Annotated in this window: 10 protein-coding genes; all 10 read left to right on the top strand. The window is 51.6% G+C overall.

Translation table 11 applies throughout. The annotated features are described in order from the left end of the window. Window positions 1-135 precede the first annotated feature (135 nt). The 10 genes from bamA (at window position 136) to accA (ending at window position 12799) form a co-directional block, all read left to right on the top strand. Window positions 136-2475, top strand: a complete 2340-nt coding sequence (bamA, locus tag ACYZZ0_RS17725; protein WP_461537981.1) for an outer membrane protein assembly factor BamA — start codon at window positions 136-138, stop codon at window positions 2473-2475. 62 nt (window positions 2476-2537) lie between these two features. Continuing rightward, complete coding sequence (locus ACYZZ0_RS17720) at window positions 2538-3050, top strand: OmpH/Skp family outer membrane protein (RefSeq protein ID WP_461537980.1); 513 nt, start codon at window positions 2538-2540, stop codon at window positions 3048-3050. 115 nt (window positions 3051-3165) lie between these two features. Beyond that, window positions 3166-4209 carry a UDP-3-O-(3-hydroxymyristoyl)glucosamine N-acyltransferase gene (lpxD, locus tag ACYZZ0_RS17715; RefSeq protein WP_461537979.1) on the top strand — a complete coding sequence of 348 codons (1044 nt, stop codon included), beginning with the start codon at window positions 3166-3168 and terminating at the stop codon, window positions 4207-4209. A 322-nt stretch (window positions 4210-4531) separates the two neighbouring features. Continuing rightward, window positions 4532-4972 (top strand): 3-hydroxyacyl-ACP dehydratase FabZ, encoded by a 441-nt coding sequence (gene fabZ, locus ACYZZ0_RS17710; RefSeq protein WP_461537978.1) that lies wholly within the window; start codon window positions 4532-4534, stop codon window positions 4970-4972. A gap of 17 nt (window positions 4973-4989) precedes the next feature. Beyond that, complete coding sequence (lpxA, locus tag ACYZZ0_RS17705) at window positions 4990-5760, top strand: acyl-ACP--UDP-N-acetylglucosamine O-acyltransferase (RefSeq protein ID WP_461538111.1); 771 nt, start codon at window positions 4990-4992, stop codon at window positions 5758-5760. Window positions 5761-5776: 16 nt separating this feature from the next. After that, window positions 5777-7003: a lipid-A-disaccharide synthase gene (lpxB, locus tag ACYZZ0_RS17700; protein WP_461537977.1), complete on the top strand. Its 1227-nt coding sequence runs from the start codon at window positions 5777-5779 to the stop codon at window positions 7001-7003. After that, on the top strand, window positions 6993-7616 hold the full coding sequence (rnhB, locus tag ACYZZ0_RS17695; protein WP_461537976.1) for a ribonuclease HII: 624 nt from the start codon (window positions 6993-6995) through the stop codon (window positions 7614-7616). The genes lpxB and rnhB overlap by 11 nt, the downstream gene beginning before the upstream one ends. 76 nt (window positions 7617-7692) lie before the next feature. Then, the gene (locus ACYZZ0_RS17690) at window positions 7693-8100 is read left to right on the top strand and encodes an acyl-CoA thioesterase (RefSeq protein ID WP_461537975.1); all 408 of its coding nucleotides are present in this window, start codon (window positions 7693-7695) and stop codon (window positions 8098-8100) included. Between the two features lie 122 nt (window positions 8101-8222). Further along, window positions 8223-11729, top strand: coding sequence for a DNA polymerase III subunit alpha (dnaE, locus tag ACYZZ0_RS17685; RefSeq protein WP_461537974.1), 3507 nt, complete (start codon window positions 8223-8225; stop codon window positions 11727-11729). A 119-nt stretch (window positions 11730-11848) separates the two neighbouring features. Then, entirely contained in the window at window positions 11849-12799 is a 951-nt protein-coding gene (gene accA, locus ACYZZ0_RS17680; RefSeq protein WP_461537973.1) for an acetyl-CoA carboxylase carboxyl transferase subunit alpha, read from the top strand. The last annotated feature ends 94 nt before the right edge of the window (window positions 12800-12893 follow it).

Raw genomic sequence — 12893 nt, 5'->3', positions numbered from 1 at the left:
CGGCGGAGTACATTTGCTTGCTGTAAAAAAATGGCCTGTTATGCGGGTATGGTTTGATAGCTGTAAAGTGTTGCAGCACAGCGCTTATTAACTCTGAAAATGAATACTTGGTTGTCGTCAGGAAGAACGGATTCCATGAAGCGATCTCTGTTGTCTTTGCTTTGCGGCTCTCTGGCACTCGGTGCCAGCGTAGCTAACGCTTTTGTCGTCTCGGACATTCGTATCGATGGGCTGCAGAGGGTGTCAGCCGGCACTGTCTTTAATGCGCTGCCGGTCAGTGTGGGTGATGATGTTGACGGCAAAGCCGTTGCCGGTGCTGCCAAAGCACTGTTTCGCACCGGTTACTTTTCCGATATCGAATTTGGTCAGGATGGAGAAGTTCTGGTTGTCTCTGTTGTTGAGCGACCTTCCATCAGTAACATTAACATCAAGGGCAACAAGGCCATCAAAAGCGAAGACCTGCTGAAAGGTCTGAAGCAAGCCGGTCTGTCTGAAGGTGAAATATTCCAGCAGGCTACGCTGGAAGCAATCAGGCTCGAGCTTGAGCGCCAGTACGTTGCTCAGGGCCGCTACGGTGCCAGCATTGAGACCAAGGTTGAAGCACGCCCCCGTAACCGTGTCAGCATCACTATTGATGTAAAAGAAGGCAAGGTTGCAGCGATCAAGCACATGAATATTGTGGGCGCTCACCTGTTCCCGAAGGAAGATCTGCTGGATCTGTTCGAGCTGAGTCCTTCTGATTGGCTGTCCTGGTACTCCAATAACGACAAATACTCCCGTGAAAAACTGTCCGGTGATATCGAGCGACTGCGTTCCTGGTATCTGGACCGCGGTTATATCAACTTCAATATCTCCTCTACCCAGGTTGCGATCTCTCCTGACAAGGAACAGGTGTTCATCACCATCAACGTTGATGAGGGTGATAAATTCACCATCAATGAAGTTAACCTGGCCGGTGACCTGATTGTTCCTGAGGAAGAAATCCGTGAGCTGACCCTGGTTAAATCCGGGCAGACATTCTCCCGCCGGTTGCTGACCAACACCGAAGAATTTATTTCCCGTCGTTTGGGTAACGAGGGTTATACCTTCGCCAACGTCACCGCTATTCCCCGTCAGAACGACGAAGATAAAACGGTTGATGTGACCTTCTTCGTTGAGCCGGGTCGTCGTGCCTATGTTCGTCGAATCAACTTCTCTGGCAACCTGAAGACCGATGATGAAGTGCTGCGTCGGGAAATGCGTCAGATGGAAGGTGGTTCTGCCAATACTGCACAGATTGAACAGTCCAAAGTGCGTCTGGAACGTCTGGGCTTCTTCAAGGAAGTCAGTGTTGAAACGCCGGCTGTTCCGGGAACCAGCGATCAGATCGATGTTAATTACACCGTTGAAGAACAACCTTCAGGTAGTGTGACTGCCAGTGTCGGTTTCTCTCAGGGTGAAGGTCTGTTGCTGGGTGGTTCTGTTACCCAGGAGAACTTCCTGGGCTCCGGTAACCGGGTCTCTGTAGCACTGAACAAGAGTGATGTACGCCAGCTGTATCGTTTCAGCTTCAACGATCCCTACTTTACTGTTGATGGTGTAAGCCGCGGTTACGACGTTTTCTACAGCGCTTCAAACTATAAAGACTCTGACATCAGTACCTATACCTCGGATACCTGGGGCGCCAGTATGAGCTTTGGTTATCCCCTGTCCGAGACTCAGGCGATTAATTTCGGCTTTGGCTTCGACGGCACCAAGATCAATGATGGTACTGATACTGCCCAGGTGATTACCGATTACCTGAAAGAGGAAGGCAAGAACTTCAATAACTTCAAGGTTAATCTGGGGTGGTCTGAATCTGAACTGAACCGTGGTCTGTTGCCGGATCGTGGTTACTCCCAGAGTCTGTCTTTCTCTGCCAGCGTTCCTGGCAGTGATCTGCATACCTACAAGCTGGTATACCGTGGCCAGTATTTCCGTCCCCTGACCAAGCAGTTTACCCTGCGTCTGGCGACCCGACTGGGATACGGTGGTACTTATGGCAGCACCAGTGATTATCCGTTCTTTGAAAACTTCTACAGCGGTGGTTTTGGTTCTGTACGTGGTTACAAGGACAATACCCTCGGCCCGCGTGCCTGGAACAAGAAGCGTGACGACCATGATCCAATTGGTGGTAACGTGCTGGTTGAAGGTACCGTTGAAGTCCTGTTCCCGGTGCCGTTCGTCAAGGATCAGCGTTCTTTGAGAACCTCTGCGTTTATCGATATGGGTAACGTGTTTGATTCGAACTGTGGCAAGGTAGGTGATTCCAAATCTACGGCTCCCTACAAGACCTGCAGCAAAACCAAACTGAGTGAATTACGTTATTCTGCCGGTGTTGGCCTGACCTGGATTACCCCGATGGGACCGCTTTCTTTCAACCTGGCCAAGGCGCTGAACAAGAAAGACGATGACGAAACCCAGGTATTCCAGTTCTCGCTGGGTGTACCGTTCTGATATTGAACTTGTTGCCTGCTGGCACTGTCTGCTAGCAGGCATATCCTGAAATTTGGAGAATAATGTTGCGTAGTATTATTGCCGGTTTGGTTCTGGCCCTGGGCCTGTCTTCTTCCCTCGCTTTTGCTGAAGCACGTATCGGTGTAATTAACAGCCAGATGGCTGTGATGGAGTCCGACGCCGCCCGTGCCTATGCCAAGGTTGCCGAGCAACGCTTTGGTGACAAGCTGAAAGAACTCCAGAATATGGAGAAAAGCCTCAAGGATATGGAAGCCAAGCTGCAGCAGGAAGCGCCGACCCTGAGTCAGGAAGCGCTGAACAAGCGTGAGCTGGAACTGCGCCGCAGTATTGAAGACTTCCAGATTCAGTCCCGTCGCTACCAGGCTGAAAAAGGTCAGGCTGACCAGGAAGAGCTGGGCCGTCTGCGTCCGATCCTGCAGCAGGCCATTGACGCTGTAGCCTCCACTGAAAAGCTGGATCTGGTGTTGGAAGAAAATGCTGTTCGCTATGTTAATCCGGATCTGGATATCACCCGCAAGGTGATTGTAAAGCTGAACGAACAGACCAAGAAATAAACCCTTGATACCCGGTGCAAACCGGGTAACAAAGCGATTGTTCAATGAAAAAGAATTTTTCGTCTCCTGCGGGTGAGGAAAAATTCTTTTTCAGTAAATGAGTCACGGAAATTACATGAAGCAACCCGAATTTCTGTTGTCCGAGCTGGCACAGTTGCTCGGCACCGAGCTGCACGGGAATGGCGATTTAAAAATTAAAGGGCTGGCGACACTGCAGAATGCTCAGGCGGATCAGCTTGGCTTTCTGGCCAATCCTGCATACAAGGGACACCTCGAAACCACCAAAGCCGGAGCCGTGATACTGTCACCGGCTGTAGCGGGTGAGTTTTCCGGAAATGCCCTGGTAGCACCCAACCCCTATCTGGCTTATGCCAAAGCTTCCCACCTGTTTGATGCGTATGCCGGTTTTGAACCGGGTATTCACCCTTCTGCAGTTATTGATGAGCAGGCTTCAGTTGATGCGCTTGCCAGTATTGGTCCAAATGTCGTTATTGAAGCTGGTGCCAGTATAGCTGCCGGTGTACGTATAGACGCCGGCTGTGTCGTTGGTCGTGACAGCCGAATTGGTGCTGACAGTCGTCTATGTGCCAATGTTACCGTGACCCACGGCATAGTGATTGGGGAACGGGTTTATATTAACAGTGGTGCTGTTATTGGTTCCGACGGTTTTGGTCACGCCAATGAAAAAGGTCACTGGCACAAGATTGCCCAGATTGGTGGTGTTGTTATTGAAGACGATGTAGAGATTGGTTCCAATACCACCATTGATCGCGGAGCACTGGATGATACGGTGATCAAGCAAGGTGCCCGGCTGGATAACCTGATTCAGATCGCTCACAACGTTGTCATTGGTGAGCATACTGCCATTGCCGGTTGTGTGGGTATTTCCGGCAGCACCCGAATCGGAAAGCACTGTACTATTGCAGGTGGTGCCGGATTGGTAGGCCATATTGAAGTTGCTGACGGTAGCCATATTTCCGGCATGACAATGGTCACCAAGTCCATTACCGAGCCGGGTAGTTACTCCTCCGGTACCGGTGCTCATATGCCTACCCGGGACTGGAAACGTCAGGTTGTACGCCTTCGACAACTGGATGACATGTCCAGTCGTGTCAAGCAGCTTGAAAAGCAATTGGCTGAGCTCAAATCTGAAGAATAAGTTCCTGAATGTTGATGTTCCGTGGCGAATCACCAGTGGAATACAACAAACAAATTGTCATTGAGTACTAGGGCAAGCCGTAATTTGTTGTAATATTGTAGTGATTTATTACGGCCTGATGTTGAAAGAACGCATTGCCAATGTGGTCTTGACGTTGTTCCAATAGGCCGGTTGCTAAATCAGCCGGTCTTCTCATCTGCTGAGGCCCTGTTTGTAAAAGGATGCACTCTGAACCATGGCGCTTGACTCAAGTGCGGTATCCAGAGGGGCGCTGAATTCGGCGCAGGGTTTCATAGCGCTAAATCAATAAGATATGCAGATCATGATGGATATTCAGGAAATCAAAAAGTTTTTGCCCCAGCGCTATCCCTTTCTTCTGGTAGACCGGGTTGTCGATCTTGACCTTGAGGCGAATGAAATCAACTGCTTCAAGAATGTGTCTGCCAATGAAGATTATTTCAATGGTCACTTCCCCGATCACCCGATTATGCCAGGCGTGCTGATTATTGAAGCCATGGCCCAGGCGGCCGGTATTCTGGGTTTCCGCATGTGCGGCTCGGAGCGGGAAGAAAATACCGTATATTATTTCGCCGGAGCCGATAAAGTACGTTTCCGGCGGCCGGTTGTTCCGGGGGATCGTCTCGATCTTCATGCCCGCTTTGTGACTGAACGTCGCGATATCTGGAAATTTGTCTGTGAGGCACGGGTTGATGGTAAAATCGCCTGTTCTGCTGAAATCACCTGTGCCAGAAAGGAACTGTAGTCTTGGCGTCTTCTTCTATGAATATTGATCCACGCGCTATTGTTGATGAACGTGCCGTTATCGCCGATGACGTTCAGATTGGTCCGTGGAGTTTTATTGGTCCGGATGTTGAGATTGGTGCGGGTACCGTTATCAACTCACATGTTGTTATCAAGGGACCAACCACAATCGGCCGTAATAACAAGATTTACCAGTTCGCTTCTGTTGGAGAAGACTGCCAGGATCTGAAATACAAGGGTGAACCGACCCGTTTGGAAATTGGTGACGGTAATACCATTCGAGAAGGTTGCACTATCCATCGTGGCACTATCCAGGACAACAGCCTGACTCGTATCGGCAGCAATAACCTGCTGATGGCTTATGTTCACGTGGCTCATGACTGCATGGTTGGTGATAACAATATCTTTGCCAATAACACGTCTCTGGCCGGACATGTTGAAGTCGGAAACAATGTCATTTTGGGTGGCTACACCGGTGTGCATCAGTTCTGCAAGATTGGCAGCTACAGCATGAGTGCCGGTAATGCGACCATCTTCAAGGACGTACCTGCGTTTGTTATGGCTGCAGGCAGCCCGGCAGAAGCCCAGGGTATGAACTTTGAAGGTATGCGTCGTCGTGGCTACAGCAGAGACCTGATTCGCACTCTGCGCACTGCCTATAAGATCGTTTACCGTCAGGGGTTGAAGCTGACCGAGGCGCTGGAACAGCTCGAACAGTATGCCGATATCCCTGAAGTTGCGCTGTATATAGAATCCCTGAAAGCTTCTACCCGCGGTATTATTCGCTGATATGACCGAGCCTGCCATGCCCCAGATGCCCGTGAAGGAGGCTAAGCGTCCGCTTGTTATTGGTATTGTTGCCGGAGAGGCATCCGGCGATATCCTCGGTGCAGGTCTGATTGCAGCAATCCGGAAACAATACCCTGATGCCAGCTTTACCGGTATCGGTGGCCCATTGATGATTGAACAGGGTTTTCAGTCTCTGGTGCCGATGGAACGTTTATCGGTTATGGGGCTGGTAGAAGTTCTTGGTCGCATAAAGGAGCTGTTTGGCATTCGCCGCAGGTTGGTTGAGCATTTTGCTGAAAACCGACCGGATGTCTTTGTCGGTATTGATGCTCCGGACTTTAATCTGGGCCTTGAACTTCGCCTGAAGCAGCAGGGTATTCGTACCGTGCATTATGTCAGTCCGTCGGTATGGGCATGGCGACAGGGTCGGGTCAAAAAGATTCGTCGAGCCTGTGATCATCTGCTGGCATTGCTGCCTTTTGAAATCGATTTCTATAAGGAGCATCAGGTTCCGGTCACCTTTGTCGGTCACCCGCTCGCAGATTCTCTGCCACTTGAAGATGAAACTGCAGCAGCCCGCCAGAAACTGGAACTCGCAACTGAAGAGACGATTGTGGGTATTCTGCCTGGCAGTCGTGGCGGAGAAGTTAAACGACTGGCTCCTCTTTTTCTGGAGACAGCCTCACAGCTGGTTCAGCATAACCCCGAACTCAGGTTTTTAATGCCGGCTGCCAATGAGCAGCGCTATGCCCAGTTGGCAGAAATGCTGAAGCAATATCCGGACCTGCCGGTAAAACTGTTAAAAGGGCAGTCCCATGATGTAATGGCAGCATCAGATACCTTGCTGCTGGCATCAGGTACTGTTGCTCTGGAAGCCATGTTGCTCAAGAAACCGATGGTTATCAGCTATCGGCTGGCTCGCCTGACTTACCTGATCGCCAAGCGGCTGGTGAAAACCAAGTGGTATTCACTGCCAAACCTGCTGGCCAGAAAAACCCTGATTCCTGAAATTATTCAGGATGATGCTACGCCTGAAAGGCTGGCAGAAGCCATTGAGCATAGTTTGCAGAACAGGGAAGAACGGGCTGAACTGAAGGAACGTTTTCTGGAGCTGCATAAACTGCTTAAGTGTAACGCCAGTCAGGTTGCTGCAGAGACTGTGCTGAATCTGGTTGATCAGACTCCATTACAGTCAGGTCCTCCTGAAGATAATCCGCAAGGAGGTGCTGGTAGTGCAGCATGATCTGTTTGCTACTGATGATTCAGTCCAGAATGCTCCCCAAATTATCTGTGGTGTTGATGAAGTAGGTAGAGGGCCACTTTGTGGACCTGTGGTCACTGCAGCGGTGGTTCTGGATCCGGAACGGCCGATTGAAGGGCTGGCAGACTCCAAGAAGATATCAGAAAAGCGCCGTGAAGCACTGTTCGATATTATTCAGGAGCGGGCACTGAGCTGGTGTATAGCCCGGGCAGAAGTCGAGGAGATTGATCAGCTCAATATTTTGCATGCGACTATGCTGGCGATGCAGCGTGCGGTAGCCGGTTTGTCAGTGAAACCTGATCTTTCCCTGATCGATGGCAATCGTTGCCCGAAGCTCCCTTGTGAGGCACGAGCTGAAGTAAAAGGTGATGGTCGTATTGCTGAAATCTCGGCCGCATCGATTCTAGCCAAGGTTGCCCGTGACCGGGAAATGCTGGAGCTGGACCGGCAGTATCCGGGTTATGGCATTGCCGGCCACAAAGGCTATCCGACCAAAACCCATCTGGAAGCACTGCGCAAGCTGGGGCCAACCCCGATCTACCGTCGTTCGTTCAAACCGGTAGCACAACTGCTTGAAGCCCCGGTTTCACCGTAATCTCCCGCATTGTTGAGTGGGTGTCGCACGACTAATATGTGTGACACCTCCCTTCTTTTTGTAGAGCTTCATGCTAATGAATCAACCTCAGGGTGAACTGTCACTTCGCACTCTGGCAATGCCGGGCGATACCAACCCCAATGGTGATATTTTCGGCGGCTGGCTGATGTCCCAGATGGATATTGCCGGTGGTATGGCAGGCAAGGTACGTAGCCAGAGTCGGGTAGCGACGGTGGCTGTCGAATCCATGTGCTTCCATCAGCCGGTCAAGGTGGGGCAGGTTGTGTGCTGTTACACCGATATTATTAAAGTGGGCCGGACTTCAATGCAGATCAAAATCGAAGTCTGGGCTATGGGTATGCCCTATAACCATTCCCGGATCAAGGTGACAGAAGGTCTGTTTACTTACGTCGCCATTGATGATGAAGGACGGCCGCTTCCGGTTGAACGTGAAATTGAACATCACGACTGTGCCGTAGCCTGATTACTGTTCTGCTCATTCAAAGTCGGTGCTGCCGGCTTTGAATGAATCTTGCCTTCTGTATTCCTGCCCCGCTATATCCTCTGATACACTGGTTAATCCATTCCTGTACCAGTATCTGTGCCATGTCGGTCCCCTTTGTTCACCTGCGTATCCACTCTGAATTTTCCCTGGCGGATGGCCTTGTTCGTATCAAGCCGCTGATCAAGGCTGTTGAGAGCAAGGGCATGGCGGCTGTAGCCCTGACTGACCAGTCCAATATGTGTTCTCTGGTTCGTTTCTACCAAGGCACGATGGGCGCGGGTATCAAGCCAATCTGTGGTTGTGATATCTGGCTGGAGAATATTGATACCGAGGAGCAGCCCACTCGTCTGGTGCTGCTGGCCATGAACAAGGAAGGTTACAGCAATCTGATGGAACTGATTTCGGACAGCTTCCAGCAGAACCAGCATTACGGCAAGGCGTTGATCAAGCGTGAATGGCTGAAACAGAAAGCAGAAGGCCTTATTGCTCTCTCCGGTGGCAAACTCGGGGAAGTGGGCATGGCGCTGATGGGGAGTAATCCCGGGCTGGCTGATGACTGCCTGCAGGAGTGGATGGAAGTCTTCCCGGGACGTTTTTACCTTGAGTTGCAACGTACCGGTCGGGCACGGGATGAAGAGTATGTCCATGTTGCTGTGGCGCTGGCTGACAGAATGCAGTGCCCGGTCGTTGCTACCAATGATGTTATGTTCCTGACCCGGGATGAATTCGAGGCTCACGAAGCAAGAGTCTGCATCGGTGAAGGCCGGGCGCTGGATGATCCGCGCCGTCCGAAAAACTATTCGGAAGAGCAGTATCTGAAAACACCGGAAGAGATGGTCGAGCTGTTTTCCGATATTCCCGAGGCGATTGAAAATACCGTCGAGATTGCACGACGCTGTAACCTTGATGTGCTGCTGGGTAAATACTTCCTGCCGGAATACCCGGTGCCGGAAGGTATGACCATGGACGAGTTCTTCCGCAAGTTTTCTCACGATGGTCTGACTGAACGGCTTGAGGTGATTCTGAAAAAGGATGATCCGGAGTATGCCGAAAAGGATAAGCTGTATCGGGAACGACTGGATTTTGAGCTGGATATCATCCTCAAGATGGGATTCCCCGGCTACTTCCTGATCGTAATGGACTTTATCCAGTGGGCCAAGGATAACGGCATTCCGGTAGGGCCTGGCCGTGGTTCCGGTGCCGGATCGCTGGTGGCCTATGCCCAGAAGATTACTGACCTTGACCCCATTGAATACGACCTGCTGTTCGAGCGATTCCTGAACCCTGAACGGGTTTCCATGCCTGACTTTGACGTCGACTTCTGTATGGAGAACCGCGACAAGGTTATCGATTATGTTGCCCGGACCTATGGTCGGGACGCAGTCTCCCAGATCATTACCTTTGGTACCATGGCCGCCAAGGCGGTCGTGCGCGACGTGGCACGGGTGCAGGGCAAGTCTTACGGTCTGGCAGATAAACTGTCGAAAATGATTCCGTTTGAAGTGGGTATGACCCTGCAGAAAGCCTGGGATCAGGAAGAAACCATCAGGGAATTCCTGGCCAATGATGAGGCTGGTCAGGAAATCTGGGATATGGCGCTCAAGTTGGAAGGGGTGACCCGGGGTGTCGGTAAACACGCCGGTGGTGTGGTAATCGCTCCGACCAAACTGACGGATTTTGCGCCGCTGTACTGTGATGAAAGCGGTCAGGGGCTGGTAACCCAGTATGACAAGAATGATGTGGAAACCGCGGGACTGGTCAAGTTTGACTTTCTTGGCCTGCGAACCCTGACCATCATCGACTGGGCGCTGAAAATGATCAATCCGCGGCTGGAACGTGAAGGCAAAACGCCGCTGGATATCATGCAGATTAACCTGGAAGACAAGACATCCTATGACCTGCTGAAATCAAGTGAAACGACAGCGGTCTTTCAGCTTGAATCCCGGGGTATGAAGGATCTGATCAAACGCCTTCAGCCGGACTGCTTTGAAGATATTATCGCTCTGGTGGCCCTGTTCCGTCCGGGGCCGCTGCAGTCAGGCATGGTAGACAACTTCATTAACCGTAAGCATGGCCGGGAAGCTATCTCTTATCCGGATGCCCAGTACCAGCATGAATGGTTGCAGCCAATTCTGGAGCCGACCTACGGCATTATCCTGTACCAGGAACAGGTCATGCAGATCGCACAGGAGCTGGCGGGTTACACCCTGGGTGGTGCTGACATGCTGCGCCGGGCGATGGGTAAGAAAAAGCCCGAAGAGATGGCCAAGCAGCGCTCTATTTTCGAAGAGGGTGCTAAATCCAAAGGGGTTGATGGCGAGCTGGCGATGAAAATCTTCGACCTGGTGGAAAAATTCGCCGGGTATGGTTTTAACAAATCGCACTCTGCCGCCTATGCCCTGGTTTCCTATCAGACCCTGTGGCTCAAAGCCCATTATCCTGCCGAGTTTATGGCGGCAGTAATGTCGTCTGATATGCAGAACACCGACAAGGTGGTGACCTTTATTGAAGAGTGCCGCAACATGAAGCTGAAAGTCTTGCCGCCGGATGTAAACAGCGGTGAGTTCATGTTCGGTGTAAACGAGGAAGGTCATATTGTTTATGGTTTGGGTGCTATCAAGGGCGTAGGTGAAGGCCCGATTGAGGAGATTGTTCAGGCCCGAACCAGTGGCGGCCCGTTCCGTGACTTATACGACTTTTGTCAGCGGGTAGATGGCCGCAAGGTTAACAAGCGTTGTCTGGAGGCGTTGGTACGTTCCGGTGCGCTGGATAATGTCGGACCGGATCAGGGACAGAGCGGAAACCTGAATCACAGTCGTGCCATTCTTGACGCCTGTATGGAGGAAGCGGTTAAAACTGCAGAGCAGAAAGCCCGCAGCCAGAGTGCAGGACTGGGTGATCTGTTTGGTGATCTGGCCCCGGCTGCACCGGAAGAAGGCTATGGCAAGTTTACCGGCACGCTTGAGTGGAGTGATAAGGAACGGCTGCGGGGTGAGAAGGATACTCTGGGTCTGTATCTGACCGGTCACCCGATTGATGAATATGAAGGTGAGATTCGTAATTTTGTCCGTACCCGTATCAGCTCACTGCAACCGGGCCGGGATGCGATCAATATTGCCGGCCTGATTGTCGGGCTGCGGGTCATGCGCAACAAGCGCGGCGACAAGATGGCGTTTGTAACGCTGGATGATCGCACCGGGCGGATTGAAGTCTCACTGTTTGCTGACAACTATAACCAGTTCCAGCATCTGTTGACCAAGGACAGCCTGATTGTGGTTGAAGCCGAGGTTAGCCATGACGACTACTCTGGCTCATTACGGGCCAGAGCCCGCAATGTGATGAGTATTAATGAGGCCCGGGCCCGCTTTTCCCAGGGTATTGAACTGCTGTTAACTCAGGAGCAGTGCGATAAGGGAATTTCACAGCGGCTGGAGAGTCTGTTATCTGAGTACCGGGGGGAATCGCCGGTTGTTATTGAATACCTGAGACCGGATGCTTCGGCCCGGATGAGACTCGGTGACAACTGGAAAATACAGGCTGATGATGAGCTGTTGCAGCGGTTGAAGGAGTTGCTGGGGCGTAAAGCTGTAGGGGTTACTTACGGTTAAAGCCCCTGATCATAGTAGGTGTAACAACTCCTTACGCTTTTTAACTCGACAGCCCATCCGGGCTTGCGTATTTTAGTGACGATTTCAGGGATTTTGGCTCCTTTTTCTGTGCACATCTAATGAACCCGAACTATCTCGAATTTGAACAGCCTATTGCTGAGCTGGAAGCAAAAATAGAAGAGCTGAGACTGGTCGGCTCTGATACCGAACTTAATATCTCCCGGGAAATTGAAAACCTGGAAGGTAAGTGCCAGTCGCTGACCGAGAATATTTTCAGCAAATTGACGGCATGGCAGGTCGCGCAGTTGGCGCGCCACCCCCGCCGTCCTTATACACTGGATTATATTTATAACATTTTCACTGACTTCGATGAGCTGCACGGCGATCGTCATTATGCCGATGATGCCGCTATCGTAGGTGGTATTGCTCATCTGGATGGTGCGCCGGTTATGGTTATCGGTCACCAGAAAGGGCGCGAGATTGCCGACAAGGTACGTCGTAACTTCGGTATGCCCAAGCCGGAAGGTTATCGCAAGGCCTGCCGTCTGATGGAGATGGCCGAGCGCTTCAAGATACCGATCGTGACCTTTATCGATACGCCGGGTGCTTATCCCGGTATCGGTGCCGAGGAGCGTGGCCAGAGTGAAGCCATTGCCTGGAACCTGGGGGTAATGTCTCGCCTGAAGACTCCGATTATCTCCACTGTTATCGGTGAAGGTGGTTCCGGCGGTGCGCTGGCCATCGGTGTCTGCGACAAGCTGATGATGATGCAGTATTCCACTTACTCGGTTATTTCTCCGGAAGGCTGTGCTTCCATTCTGTGGAAGACTGCCGATCATGCTGCGGATGCTGCTGAAGCGATGGGTATGACCTCTGATCGTCTGCATGAGCTGGGTCTGGTGGATACTATCATTGACGAACCGCTGGGTGGTGCTCACCGTGCGCCGATGACTGCAGCCGACAATATTCGTCAGCAGCTGATCAGCTCTCTTGATGAGCTGAAGGCGCTGAGTGAAGAAGAACTGCTGGAGCGTCGTTACGATCGTCTGCTCTCCTACGGTCGCGTATAAGTCCTGATTTTGTTTCCGGTTTTTTGGTGGCTACCTACCTGCTGCCAATAAGCCGGATTCGTCCTCCCTCAGTTGTTCCTGACTGGCTTTCTGC

It is taken from the genome of Spongorhabdus nitratireducens, from assembly GCA_947387575.1.
Taxonomy (GTDB): Bacteria; Pseudomonadota; Gammaproteobacteria; order Pseudomonadales; family Endozoicomonadaceae; genus CANDOC01.
This window is presented reverse-complemented; position numbering and strand designations above follow the sequence as displayed.